Origin of the sequence: Arenibacter aquaticus, from assembly GCF_003957295.1 — a bacterium.
In the GTDB taxonomy this organism is placed as follows: Bacteria; Bacteroidota; Bacteroidia; order Flavobacteriales; family Flavobacteriaceae; genus Arenibacter; species Arenibacter aquaticus.
The window spans coordinates 315827-335214 of the sequence record NZ_RQPJ01000003.1 but is presented as its reverse complement, the minus strand read 5'-3'; the positions used below and the strand labels follow the sequence as shown (position 1 = coordinate 335214).

At 41.7% G+C, this 19388-nt stretch carries 10 protein-coding genes; 7 read left to right on the top strand and 3 right to left on the bottom strand.

What is annotated here, in order from left to right:
- The first annotated feature begins 41 nt into the window (after window positions 1-41).
- The 7 genes from EHW67_RS08365 to EHW67_RS08335 all read left to right on the top strand — a co-directional run bounded on the left by EHW67_RS08365 (window position 42) and on the right by EHW67_RS08335 (window position 13282).
- Window positions 42-875: a sialate O-acetylesterase gene (locus tag EHW67_RS08365; protein WP_126161925.1), complete on the top strand. Its 834-nt coding sequence runs from the start codon at window positions 42-44 to the stop codon at window positions 873-875.
- Window positions 876-1564: 689 nt separating this feature from the next.
- Window positions 1565-4753, top strand: a complete 3189-nt coding sequence (locus tag EHW67_RS08360) for a SusC/RagA family TonB-linked outer membrane protein (protein ID WP_126161924.1) — start codon at window positions 1565-1567, stop codon at window positions 4751-4753.
- A gap of 10 nt (window positions 4754-4763) precedes the next feature.
- Window positions 4764-6473 (top strand): RagB/SusD family nutrient uptake outer membrane protein, encoded by a 1710-nt coding sequence (locus tag EHW67_RS08355; RefSeq protein WP_126161923.1) that lies wholly within the window; start codon window positions 4764-4766, stop codon window positions 6471-6473.
- 147 nt (window positions 6474-6620) lie between these two features.
- Window positions 6621-8150 carry a sulfatase family protein gene (locus EHW67_RS08350; protein ID WP_126161922.1) on the top strand — a complete coding sequence of 510 codons (1530 nt, stop codon included), beginning with the start codon at window positions 6621-6623 and terminating at the stop codon, window positions 8148-8150.
- Window positions 8151-8276: 126 nt separating this feature from the next.
- The gene (locus EHW67_RS08345) at window positions 8277-9878 is read left to right on the top strand and encodes a sulfatase family protein (RefSeq protein WP_126161921.1); all 1602 of its coding nucleotides are present in this window, start codon (window positions 8277-8279) and stop codon (window positions 9876-9878) included.
- Between the two features lie 136 nt (window positions 9879-10014).
- Window positions 10015-11694: a hypothetical protein gene (locus EHW67_RS08340; protein ID WP_202911935.1), complete on the top strand. Its 1680-nt coding sequence runs from the start codon at window positions 10015-10017 to the stop codon at window positions 11692-11694.
- Between the two features lie 112 nt (window positions 11695-11806).
- A complete protein-coding gene (locus EHW67_RS08335; RefSeq protein WP_126161920.1) occupies window positions 11807-13282 on the top strand; it encodes a sulfatase family protein in 1476 nt (491 codons plus the stop codon).
- Between the two features lie 462 nt (window positions 13283-13744).
- Here EHW67_RS08335 and EHW67_RS08330 read toward each other — a convergent pair whose 3' ends face one another.
- Genes EHW67_RS08330 through EHW67_RS08320 form a run of 3 tightly spaced genes read right to left on the bottom strand, consistent with a single transcriptional unit; the run spans window position 13745 to window position 19387 of the window.
- Window positions 13745-15511, bottom strand: coding sequence for an arylsulfatase (locus tag EHW67_RS08330; protein ID WP_126161919.1), 1767 nt, complete (start codon window positions 15509-15511; stop codon window positions 13745-13747).
- 41 nt (window positions 15512-15552) lie between these two features.
- Entirely contained in the window at window positions 15553-16974 is a 1422-nt protein-coding gene (locus EHW67_RS08325; RefSeq protein ID WP_126161918.1) for a sialate O-acetylesterase, read from the bottom strand.
- Between the two features lie 10 nt (window positions 16975-16984).
- Entirely contained in the window at window positions 16985-19387 is a 2403-nt protein-coding gene (locus EHW67_RS08320; protein ID WP_126161917.1) for a hypothetical protein, read from the bottom strand.
- Between the last annotated feature and the right edge of the window lies 1 nt (window position 19388).

Genomic DNA, 19388 nt, shown 5'->3' with positions numbered 1-19388 from the left:
AAGGGCGCTGCTTTTGTAGGGCCCATATAAAATGTAGAAAAATGAGATATAAAGTTTCCCCACTATTATTTCTTCTATTTGCTTTGGCAAGTGTGGCTTGTATAGCGCAAATAGATTCTCCCCGGCCCGTAAAGGTCTTTATTCTTGGAGGACAGTCCAATATGGATGGTACCGGAAGAGCTGAAGGGCTGCCAGAGGAGTATGCTGTGCCCCCGGGAAATAGTATGATCTGGGACAATAAAAAGAAAATGTGGGTCACATTGGGAACCGACACTTTTGCAGAACGTAGAAAGTTCAAATTCGGTCCCGAAATTGCTTTTACCCATCTACTTGCCAAAAAATATCCGAAACATACCATAGCCATAGTAAAGACCTCCGGAGGTGGTACCAAGTTGTGGAAACATTGGCTTCCCGGCAAACCCATGTATGTAAGATTTCTCAAGAATATGGAAAACGCCCTTGAAAATTTAAAGGGTGAGGGAAGGTCTTATGAAATTTCTGGGATGTTGTGGATGCAAGGGGAATCCGATGCGGAGTTTTTGGAATGGGCAAATGCCTATGAGGACAATTTAAAACTGCTCTATAATGACGTAAGAAAGGAGACTGGGAAAGATAACCTACCTATAGTTATGGGGCGTATCTCTATTGGCCTTCTAAGAAAAACCCCTTGGAACTTTGATTTTACCGAGGTGGTCCAGGCAGCTCAGGAAAGGGTGGCCGCAGCTGATAAATATGTCCGTATCATAAATACAGATAAACTTGAAACCTGGGAGGATAATACCCATTTTAACTCAGAATCCAATATATGGCTGGGTAAAAAGATGGGGAAATCAATGATAGCCTTGCTTAGGAAAAATAAGGTTAAGTCCAAGTAATAATTATAAGCAATTTTAACTGTAGCCATGATGTGGTATGTAAGCCAGTGTGAAGAGTATATACTAGTCTATTTTAATAATAAAAAGTAGGAGATATATGAGGTAGGGTAAAACGTAAGAATCTATTTTTTTTGAAGGTTATACGGTAGTATTTAGGGTTGGCCAGAGGGTTCTTCAAGACTTTACTTTAATTAATTTATTAATGTTCTTTTAAAAACAAATGGTAGGTCCGTGAGAATCAGTTATATATTGTTTGTATGCTCTATAGACCACTTAATTGTATATAAACACTAACATTAGGAATACTTAATAATATGATATATAAAAGCAGCACAGTACAGGATAGTGTTGTGGTAATTTCATAATATTTTTAACAAAATATTATGAAGAAGAGTAATGATTGGATAAGTGTTGAAATTATAAAACTGAAAAACAACAAGTTGCGTCTTTGTAACTATTAAATGTAGATTAAAATAATAAATGCTCAGCCTATTAATCTAAAGTCCAAAATTTAATCGGGTAAAAAAAAGGGTTCGTGTTAATGTGGATTGAGTAACAACGGCAGGCGATTTAAAAACAACTCAAATAACTACTTGATTTTTAAAGTCATTTTAATTAGAGCGACTAATTGAAATTAAAAACAAGTGTCAAAATAGTTTAATTAATATTAATCTAAATAACAACTCAAAATGAAAGAAAAACGTAAAATTAGTTGCAAATTGAAACTTTGCAATGCAATGCTTTTATTCCTTTTCGGTACGATAGGAGTAATAGCTCAGACGGTAACTGGGACAGTAACCAGTAATGACGGACCCTTACCGGGTGCCAGTGTTATCCAAAAGGGAACTTCAAATGGGGCAATTGCCGATTTTGATGGAGTGTATGAACTTACCTTGACGGAAGGAGAAAAGACATTGGTATTTTCCTATTTAGGTTACCAAAGCTTGGAAGTTCCGGTAGGTGGTAACACTACTGTAGACGGATTTTTACAGGAAGATGCCCAAGCCTTGGATGAGGCGGTAGTTGTAGGTTACGGAGTACAGAAAAAGGAAAATTTAACTGGATCCGTTTCAATTGTAGGCGAAGAAATGTTTGACAATAGGCCAGTGGCCAATGCGCAACAAGCTTTGCAAGGTGCCTCCCCGGGCCTACAAATCTCTACTTCCAGTGCAACAGGTGAGCCTGGAGCTTCAATGAACATGAGCATTAGGGGTTTAACATCCCTAGAGGGAGGGAACGCTCCTTTGGTCCTAGTGGATAATATTCCAATGGGCATCAATGATATTGATCCTAATGATATTGCAACCATATCTATATTGAAAGATGTTGCGGCTTCTGCCATTTATGGGGCAAGAGCTGCTTTTGGGGTTATTTTGATTACCACCAAAAGTGGTAAGAAAGGCGATGGGGTCAATATTTCCTATTCAACCAATTATGCTATCACTTCCCCCATGAACATGCCACAAAATGCAGATGCCCTGTCATTTGCCTATACCATGAACCAGGCAAGTGAAAATGCAGGTGGTAGTCCTTATTACAGTGAGACTAGATTGGAATATATAGCTCAGAATTTGGCCAATCCCGGTAGTGCCCCAGAAGTTGAAGAGACTGCAAATGGTTTGCGTTGGAATCTTGGTGTAGACGGACTTAATGCTTCTGCAGCTACAGATTGGGAGTCTCTCCTTATTAAAGAAACCAGTTCCCGAATTAAGCATAACCTGAGTTTTTCTGGAGGTACGGATAAAATGTCCTATTATGTGTCCGGTGGGTATTATGATGAAGAAGGTCTATTGAAAGTGGGGCAGGATTATTTTACACGTTATAATATTGATGCCAAAATAAGCACCAAGGCCACTCCTTGGATGGATATTTCCCTTTTAACAAAATATAAGTATGAAGAGCAGGAATATCCCGCGCACGCTACTTCTGGATCAGGAAGATCTTTTGTAACATTGTTAATGACCAGACTTAAACCTACCAAGCCGGCGTTTTTCCCAGGGACCGATGTTTGGACCGGTAGGATTGGAGAGCAGGAATTGCAAAAATCCCTTGAAACAAAGAGACAGTTAATACTTTCTCCTAGGGTGACCCTTGAACCGATTAAGGATTGGGTTACCAATATAGAGTTTAACTACCGTACTAATGACAATAGTCAACAATCCAGATTCCCAACGGTGCCCACAGCATTACCTGATGGCGAAGGAGGCTCAATAATTACCTCTTCCAATCAGCAAAATACCCGCTATTATTCTACGCTATGGACCAATACCTATTTGTCTCCAAATATCTATACGGCCTATACCAAGAGCTTTGGAAACCATAATTTTCATGCAATGGCAGGATATCAGCAGGAAAAGTATAAATATTCCAATTTATTTGCTAGGTCGGCTTATTTGTTGACCGATGCCATTCCCTCAATTAATACCTCCGTTGGTGAAAAGACCATAAGCGATGGTAAAGGTCATTGGTCTACCCAAGGTGTTTTTGGACGGTTTAACTATAATTATGCCGAAAAATATTTATTTGAGATGAATGTTAGAAGGGATGGTTCATCTAAGTTCGAGACCGATAGTAGATGGGGAACCTTTCCTTCATTCTCTGGTGGTTGGGTGCTGTCCAAAGAGAACTTCTATCCTTTGAAGGATCAAATAGAATTCTTGAAATTTAGAGGTTCCTATGGTTCTATTGGTAACCAAAATGTAAGTAATTATTTATATGTACCATCCTTGCCAATTGGGCAATCATCTTGGTTATTTGGCGGAGAACAATTGTGGACCGTTGGAATACCTAATCTTTCCAGTGTTAATTTAACGTGGGAAAAAGTAAATACGGTCGATTTTGGGCTAGATCTTAGAACCCTTAATAATAGGCTTGGTGTAACTTTTGACTGGTACCAATCCAAGATAGATAACCTTGTTGGACCAGGAGAATCCGTGCCTGATGTTTTAGGTACTTCTGTGCCAAAGATAAACAGTGGTGAAGTAACTACTACTGGATGGGAGGTTGAAGTTTCTTGGAGAAATACTTCCAATGATTTTTCTTATGGTGTAAGAGGTGTTTTATCCGATTATAAAAGTGAGATAACTAAATATAACAACCCTACGAAAATATTGAATAATTATTACGAAGGGATGCAACTCAATGAAATCTGGGGTATGGAAACAGCAGGTCTTTTCCAAACTGCCGATGACGTAGCTGGATGGGAAAATGACCAATCCTTTGTTTACTCTGGAGCCTGGTTCCCTGGAGACGTAAAATATATGGATTTAAATGGTGATAATGTTATTGATATAGGGGACAATACCAAGGACAATCCTGGTGATAGAAAAGTAATTGGTAATAGTACCCCGCGTTTTCAATTTGGTTTAAGTGCCGATGCTTCCTGGAAAGGGTTTGATGCTTCTTTTGTTGTACAAGGTGTAGGCAAGCGTGATTTGGACCTAAGGGGACTTGGAACCTTCAGGGGACCTGCCAACGGACCGCTTCATGCCAATGTTTATACAGAGCATTTGGATTATTTTAGGGCAGAAGACACTGCAAATCCATTAGGACCCAATACCGATGGCTATTTCCCTAATTCGTATAACCAATTTACTGGTCAAAACAATAAAAACTATCGTTACCCAACCACAAGGTATTTGCAAAATGGAGCTTATTTGAGGTTGAAAAATGTTCAAATTGGTTATACCATCCCAAAAGAGATAACCAGTAAGGCTAAAATGTCCAGTGCCAGAATATATGTTTCTGGAGAAAACCTGCTCACATTTACAGATTTAATGATCTATGACCCTGAAGCTTTCGATGGAAGAGACGGACGTATTGGTGACCAATATCCTATAAGTAAGATGGTTTCATTAGGATTAAACATTAACTTCTAAAACTAAAACAATGAAAAGGATAATATATATAATCACAATATTGATTGCGGGAATATCTTTTAATTCCTGTGACGATGAGTTGTTGGAAAAAACACCTCTAGACCAGATCTCCGATGCGGATTTCTGGAAGACTGAAGGAGATTTACAATTGTACCTAAATCGCCTATATAACACTTTACCAGGTTGGCCCAGTGCAGGTGCATCACCTTCCCTTGATGTTGGAACGGACATTATAGCCCAATCCAGTACCTGGTTTGGGGCATCAAATGCCGGTAGATTGGATGGAACAGTATCTGTACCTGCCTCCGGTGGTGGTTGGAGCTGGACCAATATTAGAAATGTAAATTATTTTCTTGAAAACGCAGCACGTGCAGAAACTGGAAATTTAATCGACCATTATGTTGGTGAGGGACATTTTTTCAGAGCTTGGTACTATTTTGATCTGTTCAAGAAATTTGGAGACCTACCTATAATAACAGAGGTATTGGACTTGGAGGATGAGACTATTTTATATGGAGCACGTAGTCCCAGAACTGAGGTAGCCAATTTTATCCTAGATGAACTTGATTTGGCAATTGCTAAATTGGAATATGCTTCTGAAGTAGGGCCATCCAGAATTAATAAGGATATAGCCGCTCAGTTTAAAGCTAGGGTAGCCTTGTACGAAGGAACTTGGGAGAAGTATCATCAAGGCACCGATTTTGCCGGAAGCACTGATGGATCAGGATTTTTGCAAATAGCGGCAGATGCGGCTAAGACCGTAATGGATGCAGGTAATTATTCTATTGCTACCGGCGATGTGGATAAAGCCTATTATGATCTATTTGTTCAGACAGATTATAGTGGTAACCCAGAAGTTATGTTATATAAGCATTATGATTATTTAACCTATAACATACAGAATTCCTTGTGGAACCAGCCTAATTTGTCCGGTATGACCCGGGAGATGACCAAGTACTACCTCGCTTCTGATGGAGATCCTATTTCTGTAAGTGATGAGTTTGTGGGCGATGCTACCTTGGATGAAATTGAAGTAAATCGTGATCCTAGGTTGGCCCAATCAGTAATGGCACCAGGGGATTTGGATATTGTGGCATTAAATGGCGATGAGTCCTATTTTAGCATTCCTGATATGACCCGTAACCCTACAGGTTATTCCATAGAGAAATGGAGGTCCAAGGAAATAGTTGAGAACAACCAAAGAACCCGTGATATTGGCTATATTTTGTTTAGATATGCCGAGACCCTATTGATATATGCTGAGGCCAAGGCCGAATTGGGAACGATTACCCAAACGGATCTTGATTTATCCATCAACCTTTTAAGGGATAGGGTAGGTATGCCACATCTAACATTAAATGCCATTACTCCTGATCCGGAATGGCCAGATTATGGATATACCATACCTGATTATGTACAAGAGGTAAGAAGAGAGCGTGTGGTTGAGTTGTTTGGTGAAGGGAACCGCTTGGATGATTTAATGCGCTGGAGAGCACACAATTTATTTGTTGGCACTAGACCATTAGGTACCACTTATACTGCTGAGATTGAGGCTGAATATCCTAATCTGACGGTTAATGGTGAAGGATTTTTGGATCCCTATGTTGATTTCTTAAGTGGAGGAGCCTATGGTTTTAATCCTGATAGGGATTATTTACTTCCCCTACCTATTGACGAATTAACATTGAATGAGAATTTGACCCAGAATCCCAATTGGTAATAATATAGTATAGTGTTTATTTTAAAAGAGCTGGCTACATTACTGTGCCAGCTTTTTTTTAATATTGTTTATTGGTACTTCGCAATAGACCTAGAGGATAAGGGAGCTTTGTAAGGAAGCATTTATAAATCTAATAAACATGAAAATATGAAAAAAATCGGATTACTGTTAATGACCTTAAGTTTTGGTATTGCGCCCATGGGATGCATGGCGCAAGAACGCCCTAATATCGTTATTATTTATGCCGATGATATGGGCTATGGGGACCTTAACGTCCAAAACCCCGATTCAAAAATCCCAACTCCTAATTTAGACCAATTGGCAGCTGAAGGTATGCGTTTTACGGATGCCCACAGCTCTTCGGCTATCTGCTCGCCCAGTAGGTATGCACTTCTTACCGGTACCTATCATTGGAGGAGACAATTTGGAATAGTAGGCGCCTTTGGTAAACCTTTTTTTGATGAAACTGATGTTACCTTGCCCCAAGTTCTTAAAAACAATGGATATAAAACTGCGTGTATTGGAAAATGGCATTTGGGATGGAACTGGAAATTTAAAAATGAACCCTCTGGAAGGGTAAAGCAGTGGGGTAGAATGCGTGAATTTTACCAGCCTGAGGATGTAGATTGGAGTCAGCCTATTAGCGGCGGCCCTTTGGATAGGGGATTTGATTATTATTTTGGGGACGGCACCATTAATTTTCCGCCCTATGCCTGGATGGAAAACGACCGCTTTATACAGCTTCCGGAAAGCGTTATGGATGTACATAATGTGGGCTTCGGAATTGAGGAAGGGGAATGGGAATTTAGACCTGGTCCCAAGGTAGAAGGTTGGAATCCTTATAAAGTGTTGCCTACGCTTACCAAAAAAACAGTGGAATGGATTGGAAATCAGGATAGTGATGAGCCTTTCTTTTTATATTTCGCCCTTCCTTCTCCACATGCCCCTATTATCCCCAATGAGGAATTTAAAGGGAAGTCTGAGGCCGGACCCTATGGGGATTTTGTTTATCAAACCGACTGGGTTGCAGGCCAAATCCTACAGGCTTTAAAAGAAAAAGGATTGGAAGAGAATACAATAGTCATTTTTAGTGCCGATAACGGACCGGAACATTATGCTTTTGATAGGGCCAAAAAATATGGACACTACAGTATGGGCCAGTTTAGAGGGCTAAAACGAGATGTCTGGGAAGGGGGGCACCATGTTCCCTTTATTGTAAAATGGCCAAATCACATTAAGGCCGGGGCTGTTTCCAAAGAAGTAATATCCCAAGTAGATATCATGGCAACATTGGCATCCATTACCAATACAGACTTGCCTGCAAATGCGGCACCGGATAGTTATGATTTAACCCCGCTTTTAAAAGGCAAGACCTATAGCTCCCCTTTGCGAGAAGCTACGGTACAGAATACCAATAAGAAAATCTGGGCACTGCGACAGGGAAAATGGCTTTATATAGACGGACCTTCAGGCGAGCATTCCAAAATGCCTGATAGTTTTAAGAAACTAAGAGGGTACAAGGATTTTGATTCGGACGGTTTATTGTTCGATATGCAAATTGACGAAGAACAAAGAAATAACCTCTATAATCAATATCCGGAAGTTATTAAAGGCATGCAGGATGTCTTGAAAACCTATCAAGAACAAGGGTATTCTACTCAACGTTCATCCAAGTAAAATGCTACTAGAGCAGCTTTATTTATCGGTAATATCATTGGCTTATTTGCAGTTTATATGAAATGAACATAGAAGGAAAGATAACATTTTAAAAAGGCATTTATAAATTCTTTTACAAACCGGACCATGACAAAAATTAAGATACAGTTACTCACCTTAAGTTTTATTCTTATTTCTCTTAGCGGCTTGGCTCAAGAGCTACCTAATATTATCATTATTTATGCAGATGATCTGGGGTACGGTGACCTGTCTTGCTATAATGGGGAATCGGCCTATAAGACCCCCCGATTGGATAAAATGGCCCGGGAAGGTGTTATGTTTACCGATGCCCATAGTCCGTCTACCATCTGTTCACCTTCAAGGTACGGACTCTTGTCCGGGCAACAAATCTATCGTTCTACCGGTAGGGGAGGACCAGCTTTTGAAGGACCGGGAGGCCCCAGTTATCTAAAGCCAGGGACCCTTACCATTGCACAAATGCTACAGAAAAAGGGATATAGAACGGGAGTGTTCGGAAAATGGCATGTAGGTCTTAGTTGGTTCGATAAAAATAATAAGAGATTGGGAGGGGGTTATGATAACGCATTGCTTATCGATTATGAAAAAAGTACCCCGCTAATTGATGGCCCCAATGCAAGGGGCTTTGATGAATCCTTTATTACACCCAACTGTCCTACCACAGACCCATTATATGTCTATATAGAAAATGGTATGGTTCCTGTCCCTGCAAGTGTTAGGCATAAGAGGGATAATCTGCCAAACCCTGGTGGCAAGTGGCGATGGGACAACGATGAGGGCTGGATGTCCCCTGGATACAATTTTATGGAAGCCGATCTTCTCTTCTATGACAAGACAAGGAACTTTATTACGGAACACCGTAAAAAATCACCCGACACGCCATTCTTTGCCATCCTTTCCACTCAAATAGCCCACGCTCCCGTACTTCCGGCAGCCGAGTTTAACGGACTTACCGAGGCTGGTCCCAGAGGGGATTTTGTCCGTGAACTGGATGTTATTGTAGGACGGGTTCTGGATTTGGTAGATGATTTGGGGATAGATGATAATACACTGATCATGTTTAGCTCGGACAATGGTGCTGAAATTGTTCATGTAAATTGGATGCGCGAAGATCATGACCATGATCCTTCTGGTGGCTGGAGGGGAATGAAGCGCGATGCTTGGGAAGGAGGGCATAGGGTACCCTTTATTGCCCGTTGGCCTGGTAAGTTTCCAAAAGGTCTGGTTTCCTCGCAGATGACCAACATCACGGATATTTTTGCCACGTTAGCCTCTGTTGTTGGGTATGAGCTAAGCGATGAGGATGCAACCGACAGTTTTGATATGTTGCCGGCCATGTTAGGGGTGCAGGACAATCATAAATCCATTAGGCCGCATTTATTGACCCAAAGTTTTAGAGGGGAGTTTCAAATTCGCCAAGGTAACTGGAAATACTTGGACCATGAAGGTTCTGGAGGCAATGGTTATAAAAAAGGGTTTATGAAAAAATATGCCTTACCGGAAACGGCTGTTGGTGCAGCAGGACAATTATACAACCTAACGGAAGACCCGGGGGAGACTACAAACCTTTATTATGCCAACGAAGCGAAACGTATAGAACTACAGCAGCTGCTAAATCACTTAAAAATTAGTGGCCGCAGTGCCCCAAAAAATAGACAGCCCATTGGTATTACTAAAGTGAAAGAATTGGGGAGTAAAACCAAAAAATAATTATAGACAATTGGGTGGGCCAATTAAAACAGAGTGTTTACTTGGAGCTGTTCCAATGTTGAGGAAATAATAGGTAATGGTAATAAGTGAGAGGAACATCGTTTTTCCCATTACCTAAACATAAAAGATTTAAAAAATGAAAAAAAACAAGATTAACGGGAGGTGCACAAAGAGTCATATTCTAAAGGGACTTTTCCTATCCGTTGTAATTTTTGGTGCAAACCTTGGCCATTCGCAAGGCAATGAGGCATCGACCAAGGCAGATAAGGTTTCCATGAACGGTTATCTTATGGTAGGGATCAATAAGGTACCAGAGAGTTACAACGGAGGTTTCTCTACCTATGTGGCTGCATGGCCCTTATTAAAGGAGTATCCGGGAAATAGTTTTCAGACAGGTCTATTTGGTACCTGGATGCATCCCAGTTTCGATATACCTAAACCCGATAGAAAATTGTACAATGACATAGAAGGCGGACTTGGCTGGTGGCGGGATACACGTTTTGCAACCGAAACACCTAAATTTATAATGGGTGGCGTAGCGCTGAATTTCAGTGCTTGGGCCAATGGCCCCGGAGCAGGAAAAGGAAGGGACTGGGATAAGCCAAAAGGGAAGTATGGCGTTGCTCAACTCAGCCCTTGGGTTTTATGGCCTCCAGATGGTCTGAATCTTGAACAGGGGACCTGTGGAGAATTATTTGGCTACGGCTATTTGCCCCTGCCGCTTATCAAAGCCAAAACTACCACGGCGGGCAAAAATTTACCCACAGGGGATAATTCTTGGACCTTGTTTTTGAACACCGGTAACTTTAAAGGGCCTGTAGCCTTTTTTACACCTTATTTTTTCTCAAAACCCATCTTGGAAGAGCCGGAATTGGCCGGGATGTTCTTGGATACAAGACCTGCTAAACCAAACAAGCCGGTACAAATGGAAACCCAGCATATTCCTAGCGTACAATACACAGATAGCAATGGGGAGGTATATGCAAGGCTGGCGCCGACCTCCTTTCCAGCTGGACCAAAAGGGGAATCAGTGCTAATACACCAAATGACAGCATATAAAAAGAGTGCCCTTTGGGATGGAGTAAAACAGTGGTTGGAGAATAACGGTCCAGCGGTAAGTGGTGCCATTGACCCCAAACAAGCCGTTGTGCATACCTTTAAGGGAAAGGCAGGTTCTAGTTGGAAACTATACTCCAAGGGTGTGCCAAAAGATCAGAGATGGCCCATAGACTGGAACTCCATGGCCACTCCAGTAGCTTTGGATTCAACCACCTTTGGCTACAAGTGGAACAAACAATTGGTAACAAAGACAAATACCAAGGATGGTCAGTTGATGACGCTTCCGGAATACTATCACCTGGAGAAAAGAAAGGACGGTAAACCTCATTGGGTAGCTATACAACCGGAGGAGGTGCCTGCGCAATCCGGACTGGACAAGGTTAGCTTTGCCTCTACGGATAAGCCTTTGAAACCTTACATTACTCCGGAAGGTGAGGAGAGCAATTGGAAAAAACCAGGACCTGTAGCAGGACCATTCAATACCAAAATAGGAGACGGAAGTACAGTCACCTACTATTGGTATCGATTCGTTGATCAGCCTGCATTGCTAAATGCCGATCTCTCGGATGCGGAAAGGGAGGAGCTTCAGAAGCGTGTAGAAAAATTACATAGGAAATGGACCAAGGAACAGGAATATCTTCCACCCCCAAGAACAGGGGAACTGGCCAATATAGATGGGGCCCTAATAGTAACCCCGCCAGCTGGTATGGAAGTAGGTTATGTTCCAATTGTAACAAAACAGGGGTGGGAAGAATAATGAATAGGCCGTAATTATCAATATAATTTATTGGGGCAGCCAATAGCCTTGCACCTATTTTCAACTAAGTAATAAGGAATTTGGAAAATAAATATTTATAGTAACTACAGATATGAAGAGAACAAGTAGCATAGTAATGTTTTTGATAATTTGCATTGGTGTCTTATCATCCTGCAAAGACACCAGAACAAAGGAAACTGTTGTCACAAAGGCCAAGAAACCTAATATAGTCTTTGTGCTGGCCGACCAATGGAGGGCCCAGGCCACGGGCTATAACGGGGACCCCAACCTTGTAGGGAAGACACCTAACTTGGACAAACTGGCGGCAGAAGGAGTAAACTTTAAAAATGCCATTTCCGTCACACCTGTTTGCACCCCATTTAGGGCAGCATTCCTTACAGGCCAGTATCCAACCACTACAGGTATGATTTTTAATGATCTGCATCTACCTGATGAGTCCGTTACCCTTGCGGAATTATTTAAAGACGCTGGTTATAAAACTGGCTACATAGGTAAATGGCATCTTGATGGTATGGGAAGATTTGACTATACCCCCCCGGAAAGAAGACAAGGTTTTGATTACTGGAAGGCCTTGGAATGCTCACATGATTACAACAACCTAATTTATTATGAAGGCAACAATAGTGAAAAGAAAAAATGGGAAGGTTATGGTCCCTATGCCGAGACCCAGGATGCCATTTCCTATATCCAGAAAAATGCTGAGGAAGAGGATCCTTTTCTTATGGTTCTCGCTTGGGGGGCTCCCCACTTTCCTCATGCCAGTGCTCCTAAAGAATTTCAAAGGCAATTTAATAAAGAGGATATAATACTACGGGGCAATGTTGCAGATGATATGAGTGAAAAAGCCAAAGAGGAAGCAGTGGGGTACTATTCCCATATCCTTGCCTTGGACAGGTGTATTGGTGATTTGGAAAAGGCGATCCAAGATGCCGGAATTTCCGATAACACTATCATAGTTTTTACCTCCGATCATGGTGAAATGCTTGGTTCGCATCATATCCGACCCAAACAAAAACAAGTGCCCTGGGCAGAATCGGTGCGTATACCTTTTCTTTTAAAGTATCCGGCACTTCTAGGAAAAAAGAAGATTGAAGTGGATGCTCCCATAAACGCTCCTGACATTCTTCCAACACTTTTGTCTCTAGCCGACTTGCCAGTGCCCGAATTTATTGATGGAGAGAGTATGGTAGATGTGATCAAAAATCCTGGGCTTAAAAAGGATAAGGCAACACTGGTCATGAACGTTTCCCCCTTTGCAGGTAAATCGGATGAATATAGGGGGGTATACACCAGTCGTTACGCCTATGTAAAAACCTTGGATGGTCCATTATTTCTATTCGACAACGAAAAGGATACCCTTCAAATAAACAATTTGATCAATAAGCCAGAGTATAAGGAATTGCAGAAGCAAATGGAAGTTACCTTACAAAAGGAGTTGGAAAAAATAGGCGACGAATTTAAGCCAAGGCAGTATTATATTGATAAGTGGAATTATAATTTAAACGCTGCCGGGTATATAGACTATGGCAAAGATGCAAAACCCCAAGGCCCATCGTTGAATAAATAGAGCGGCTTCTGCGGTTCATATTAAGACATTTTAATCTATTATAAATAGAACCCACCTCAATTGAGGTGGGTTTTACTTTTTTGTATGGTATAGTGAAAGTCGATCCTGTTTCTGAGTAAACCGCTACAGGGGAGGTTTGTCAGGTCGAGCCTGCCTATCGGCAGACAGGCCTGCCCGTTCCGTTAAGGGGGAGCGGAGTCCGGGTTTGTCAGGAGTAGAGTCCAGGTTTGTCAGGACTAGCGGAGTCGAGACCTCATTACTTTAAAATTATTGTCAATACCTTTCAACTTCCCCTTGATAGAGTCCTTTTTCAGGACACTGGAAAGTCGCACATATAGGGCCGGAGCTGCGCGGCAATCTGCTTGTTCCGGTGAAGGAAAACAGTGAACACTGTAATTGTCAAAAGCACATCACTTTGAATCAGCCTAAGGAAAAAAGGTGATCTAGGGAAGGATGTTAACGCTAATTTGTCTTGGTCATCTTGACATAAAAAGGTTTAATATATCCTCCATTTTTTCCAGTTATTAGTGGGGTTAGTTTGGTTGCTCCCTTCTGTAACTCAATATTTTTTAGGTCTATAATACCATCGGCCAGCTCCTTATATTCTCTTTTTATTTCCAATTCCCCAACAGTTAAGGTTAAGGAAATCTGGGATAACTGCTTACGGCCCGTATTAATTTGTATATCGTAATTCCCGGCCTCTGTGGCTTCTATTTCCCATCCGGCTACATCTTGCTCCAGATCCTGGTTTTTTGCAAATACAGCATCGTTTAAATTCAATACAGAAGGGTTTTCATAAGCTGTCCCTATAATTGCCGGCTGGGCTTTTATAAAGTTGGGGGAATTGGTCATCTCATCAAACCAAATATCCATTTCACTTTTTAATTTTTGGGCTTCCATAGTCTTAGCCCCAACTAAATTGTTTTGTTCATAAGGGTCATCCAATATGTTGTAAAGTTCAAACTGTTCTATTCCTGCTGTTTCCCCAGTATTTCCAATTAGTTTGTATGGATTTTTTCTAATAGAGATGTTATTGTATTTTTCAGGTCCGCCCCTTACCCAACTACGTGGCAGGCTGCGATTGTCCAAACTGGAATTTTCATTGGACAATAAAGGGACAAGGCTTTTTCCGTCTATAATTCTATCGGTAGGCAATTGACCATTACATAGATCTGCCAGGGTAGGTAGTACATCATAGTGGGCGGCCGGGGTTTCAATATCCCTATTGCCTTTAAATCTGGAAGGAAGTCTCCAGAAACTGGGAACCCTTACCCCACCTTCATAGACGAAAGATTTTCGCCCCCGCATTCCAGCGGCATAACGATAGTGCTGATGACCATTGTCTGTCATAAATATAACCAAGGTATTGTCTTCCAACTTTAAATCTTCCAATTGGTTAAAAAGCTTTTTAAGGTTGTCGTCTATATTGTTTACCATGGCATACACCTTTCTGGCATTTTCTTTCATCCGTTCATCCATTTCCGGGAAAGGTCTTCCGTCATTTTCAAAACCTGTGGAAGGATCAATATCCTTATAGCGATCATAGTACTCTTGGGGTACTTGTAAGGGGGCATGTGGCGCGTTGTAGGAGAGGTATAGGAAAAATGGTTGTTCTTTGTTCTGCTCTACAAAGTCCATAGCTGCTTCCGTAAATACATCGGAACAATAGCCCTTACTTTGGAACATCTCCCCGTTTTTCCAAAGCATGGGGTCAAAATAGCTACGCTTCCCTTTTTTGGTATTGGGCCAATCTCCCGGTTGGCCTATTCCTCCTGATAAATGCCGGAGGGTAAAATCGAAACCTTGATCCTGAGGTCTGGAAGGATAGTTGTCCCCCAAATGCCATTTGCCTACCATACCGGTGGTATAACCTGCCTCCTTAAGCATTTCTGCTACGGTTATTTCTCCTGTTGCCATTATGGCTCCTCCTCTGTAGGTGTCCCTAACCCCAGTTCTTAGGGAGTACCTACCGGTCATTAAAGAGGCGCGTGTTGGTGCACAGACCGGGGATACTATAAACTGGTCAAAGCGTACACTTTCTTTTGCAAAACCATCCAGGGTAGGGGTTTGTATGTGTGGATTGCCATAGTATCCCAGATCGCCAAAACCTTGGTCGTCCGTTACAACAATGATGACATTAGGTCTTTTTGTCTTCTTTGATTCCTCTGAACATCCTATTAAAATAAAAAGACATAGAGCAGCATATAGGATTTTTTTGGTAGCAATCATAGTGGATAATATAAATAGGTTTAAGGAAGGCTTAATTACGGTTATTCTACCTCCCAATCGTCGGTTCTAAAGGAAGAGGCGGGTAAGCCTGCATTGTTATAGAGTTCCCCTACCACAAAGTCGTCAAAGGCATATCTAACAGCTACTGGATTGGGTACAAAGGCCGAAAACAGGGTTATGCCCTGCCAATTAATGGTAGCGTGGGCAGGATAGAAGCGCTTATCTTTTCCTGCTATCTTAAAATTGGTCAATTCTTTACCAAAGGTAGTAAGGCCATTAATGGCATGGTCAAAGCTCAGTTTAATCGTGGGTCCGTCTATTTTCATCTCTTTTAAAACGGGACCGGAATAAGTTATTCCCTTTATGCCATAGGTTTTGGCCAAGGCCAAATAGGCAAATCGTTCCCCACCAGCCTGTTTATTGGCAGGGTGAATATATTTCTTTTCCCCTATATCCATTAAACTGATCATTCCGGTGTTTTTAACGGCCGTGGAAGCCTTGAGTTGGGCCTCTCTTAAAAAGGCTGAATTTAACCCTGGTACATTGTAATTAAAAGGAGCTATCTGAGCGTAGTAAAAGGGAAAATCGCCTATGCCCCATTCAGCACGCCAGTTGTTTATTAAACCGGGCATTAGTTTTTCGTATTCCTTGTATTCCGCTTTATTGGATTCTCCCTGATACCAGATAACGCCCTTAATGGCATATCCGGCCATAGGATTTATCATTCCGTTGAAGATGGCAGTGGGTATTCTATGTGTTACCCTTCCTTTTTTATCCACTGCGGGTTCCGGAACCCAATCAAATTCCTTTAACCCGTCTTTACTTATCCAAGGTTCAATTCGTGTGCCACCCCAACTAGAACATATGAGGCCTACGGGGACCTGCAGTACTTCCTGCAGCATTTTACCAAAATGATAGGCGGTAGCGCTAAAATTGGAAACGTTTTCAGGATTGCTCCTTAGCCATTCCCCGGATAAATCCTCCATTCTTTTTAGGCTAGCCTTGCTTTTGACCTTGAAAAGGCGAATGGAATTATTGGTGGATAGGGCTATTGTTTTGTTAGCATCCAGTACCGGCTGGTTTATGAAACCTTTAAAGGTCATTGCCATGTTGGATTGACCGGAACACACCCATACTTCCCCAATTAGGACATCAGTAAGCTTAAAGGGAGTACCATCTGTTATTGTAATATCATAAGGACCTCCAGCAATAGGGGTATGGACCTTTAACTGCCATTTTCCTGTACTATCGGTTTTGGTAGAATAGGTCTTGTTATCCCAGGAGGTGGTCACCTTTACGGTGTTGTTGGCCAAAGCCGTTCCCCATATAGCAGCATCCGATTGTTGTTGCAATACCATATTGTCAGCAAATAGTGCAGGTAGCTTTACTTCAGCTTTGGCCCATTGCGAACAACTCAGCAGACAAAGGATCAGTGTACGGTATATGGCGGTCTTTTTAAACATAGGTAGGTTGCTACTTTTTATTAAGGGTTAGTTTTATTTTTTTCCAAGGATGTGGGTAGGCCGTGATATATAATTCCGGATCAAAATTCAGGTTGTCTTCATCATATCCCATTACAAAAACTTCTATTTCCTTTCCAATCATGCTTTTGTCCAAAGGAATAAAATAGGTGTAGTTCTTGTCGCGTCTGGCGGTCATAAATTCCCAGTTATTGGCGGGAAAGGACGAAGCACGGTTATCGGCTCCTAAATATTCTTCTCCTACCTTGGCGGCGGCATAGGCACCTTCAATGCCATGTTTTCCGTTCAGGGCTACTGATAGATAACTACCTTCGGCTATTTCGTCCAGTACTATTCTGGACTTCCATACTTTTTTTGCCTTTTTTCTACTGGGATGTGCAAACAGGTTGGAAGCTCTCCATTGGCTCCTATCCAATTTTTGTCCGTTGGCCAAGCCTTCAATTTCTACTATTTGCTGTGGGAAGTTTCTAAACCTTAGATAACGCACTTTTTTTCCTATGTTCACTTCGGATTGCTTTTCGGCCAAGTAGGTGAGCTCTTCCCAATTTACCAAATCGGTAGAGACTTCAACAAAATTACCTTCCCCAACAAGTAAGGGCTGTAAGGCAAATTCATTGGGGACCGTGATGATAAGTTTATCCAAAAAGGTTACCGCTCCCAAATCCAATCGTAGGGTACCCCCTTCAATACGGGTGTCCAAACGATATTTCTTTTGAGGCCAAAACCCGGTTTCCAAATCGCCGTCAAATAAATTCTTGTCCCAAACACCCCTATTTACAAAAGCTTCTTGATTAAAAAATGCATCACGGGCAGCTTTTACTTCTGGGATGTTGGTTTCTCCAGACCGTTGCAAGGACCTTACTTCAAGTGCATTGTTATCAGCGGCAAAAATCGTGGCTTCGTACAGGGATGCTACATCTTCCGGAATGGCTATTTCTGCAAACGGATTTAGTTGGCGATGAAAGTTATGTTTTAATTTGTCACCGGGAAAATTGAGTTTCAGCTTTTTGCCTTTTAGTAAACGATCGGCATTTTTACCATCGATCTGAGCAGAAGTATATTGGTCTGGGTTTAATAGGCCAATGTTGGATGTGGTCCCTGGCATTCCCAATACTTCTATTTCAATAGGGGCATTAGAAATATTTCGTATCGTTCTAAAGTCGGCCCCAGTGATAACTGGGTCCTTGTATTCTTCTGTACTTGCCAAGAACAAGGCCGATCTAAAGGGGAGCACTTCAACGGGTATGGTTTCCCCTTTTGAAAATGTCCCGATCAATTTTTCGGTAGGATGTAATTGAAGAAGAGTTATATCCCCTTCAGCCTTAAGACCTATTTCTTCGTTTAGTGTTATGGAATATGTGGCCGAGTCCCAATTTAAATTTCTAAGGCTTAATATTTGGGTTTTTCCATCCCCTCTGGAAACGGCATTGGGTCCGTAGGAATCACTTAGCACTTTTCCCTCAACTAGAATATCCCTGTACTTCCTATGCAGGTTGTAGATTTGGGCCAATTTGGAAAATTCATCGTCATTCAAAAGCCATGGGTTTCCATAAATTTCAGGGGAGAGAATTAAACTTCTATTGAAGGATTGTAATATTAAATCGTCCTCCCAATAATCAATACATGAAGAAATACAAACACCATGGTCTTCCGTTAAGCGTTGTAAGTGGGGAACAAGCCCTCTAGACATTGCCTGTGCTCTATTGTGTGGAGCCGTCATGGTATTAGCCATATGAACGTCTATATAGGTTTCATTGCCTCCCCATAGAAATGTAGTGGCATAGGGCTTGGCTTTATCCAGGCCTAGGCGGTGGTTTAATAAAATAAGGTCTGGGCTGTATTCACGGGCCTGTTGCATCATTTCAATGAAGGCATCTTCCTTTTCGGGGCGTAGGGGGCCGCAAACTGCATCGAACTTAAAAAGAGCAAAATCATAATCCCTGCACAACTTTACCATTTGGTCTATTCGTGCCTTTTCTTCCTCTGGTGTATCGCCAAACCCATCAGGTCCGCCCCAGACCCCTAAGCGAATATCCAGGGCCTTTGCCTGTTGGTAAAGAGGATCGAAGCCTTGAGGGAATTGCTTTTTAAATCTATCGGAGTATATGCTGCCATAGAAATTTTTACCATCTATGGCTCCGGCATCCATGGCATAAATATCCAATTGCATACCATATTGGCTTTTAAGCCAACCAAAAAAGTCCAAGTTGATCTTTGTATGCTCAGCGGTAGGACCTTCATTGGTGTTGTTTATCCAACTAAAATATTGGGCTTTGGAAGGGGTGCGTTCGTCTGCACCAGCTGTAAGCTTATTTTGAGCTTGTGTGTTCCAAAGTGATACTAAAAATATCCCGACCCAAATGGGCGCTTTGTGTAATAAAGGGATGGATTTCATA

Bases quoted from the DNA above. Each gene is read 5' to 3' on its own strand.
- EHW67_RS08340 (WP_202911935.1), top strand. From the start codon at position 10,015: ATGAAAAAAAACAAGATTAACGGGAGGTGCACAAAGAGTCATATTCTA.
- EHW67_RS08365 (WP_126161925.1), top strand. From the start codon at position 42: ATGAGATATAAAGTTTCCCCACTATTATTTCTTCTATTTGCTTTGGCA.
- EHW67_RS08355 (WP_126161923.1), top strand. From the start codon at position 4,764: ATGAAAAGGATAATATATATAATCACAATATTGATTGCGGGAATATCT.
- EHW67_RS08345 (WP_126161921.1), top strand. From the start codon at position 8,277: ATGACAAAAATTAAGATACAGTTACTCACCTTAAGTTTTATTCTTATT.
- EHW67_RS08335 (WP_126161920.1), top strand. From the start codon at position 11,807: ATGAAGAGAACAAGTAGCATAGTAATGTTTTTGATAATTTGCATTGGT.
- EHW67_RS08360 (WP_126161924.1), top strand. From the start codon at position 1,565: ATGAAAGAAAAACGTAAAATTAGTTGCAAATTGAAACTTTGCAATGCA.
- EHW67_RS08330 (WP_126161919.1), bottom strand. From the start codon at position 15,511: ATGATTGCTACCAAAAAAATCCTATATGCTGCTCTATGTCTTTTTATT.
- EHW67_RS08320 (WP_126161917.1), bottom strand. From the start codon at position 19,387: ATGAAATCCATCCCTTTATTACACAAAGCGCCCATTTGGGTCGGGATA.
- EHW67_RS08325 (WP_126161918.1), bottom strand. From the start codon at position 16,974: ATGTTTAAAAAGACCGCCATATACCGTACACTGATCCTTTGTCTGCTG.
- EHW67_RS08350 (WP_126161922.1), top strand. From the start codon at position 6,621: ATGAAAAAAATCGGATTACTGTTAATGACCTTAAGTTTTGGTATTGCG.